This is a genomic window from Ruegeria sp. AE4 (assembly GCF_056542185.1).
In genome coordinates this window covers 1-666 of sequence record NZ_JBQFZK010000056.1, presented here as the reverse complement: position 1 = coordinate 666, position 666 = coordinate 1, and the positions used below count along the sequence as shown (strand labels likewise).

General features: G+C 53.5%; 1 protein-coding gene. It reads left to right on the top strand.

The annotated features are described in order from the left end of the window. A partial coding sequence (locus ACR0EK_RS20320; protein ID WP_480968097.1) for a calcium-binding protein occupies positions 1–379 on the top strand: 379 nt, incomplete at its 5' end. Positions 380–666 lie beyond the last annotated feature (287 nt).

Genomic DNA, 666 nt, shown 5'->3' with positions numbered 1-666 from the left:
GGGCACCGACGGGGACGATCACTTCGACGGGTCCGGGGCGAGCGACGACTATGTGTTCCGGGGTGGCGAAGGCAACGACACCATCAGCGAGAGCTCCTCCAACTACCAGGAGAACGATCGGCTGGTGTTCGGGGAGGGGATTGATCAGGCAGATGTCTTCAGTTTCCGCTCTGACATAAATGCAGATGGCGTTGATGATTTGGTGATTGGCATTGAAGGTACTGCTGGCTCAATAACTGTACTAAGCGAGTACGCCAGTTCAAACCAAAGCTTACATCGACTAGATGAATTCGTGTTTGCCGATGGCACAACGCTTGATCATGATGCTTTCATCGCAGCAACATTCGATCAATCGCAGGAAGACACATTCTTGATTTGATCTAAAGCGGGGGCGCAATCTGCGCCCCTTGCGACCTGCCATTGACATGTGAATTTCAGACTTGTTCTGACGGACACTTCAGTTGCCGAGAACGCCCGCTTCCTGAATTATAGGCTGTGCCCTTCTCCGCGATCTAATTCGCTGTCAATCTCGCGCTCGTGCTCCGGCTCATAACTGCGATCCCACTCAGCCTCACTGAGCAGCCTCATCTGACTGGTCCAAGTTGATTGTTAGTGCATCATCGGCCTGTGATCCATCGGGATGATGGTTTCAGGTGCCGGCGGGCG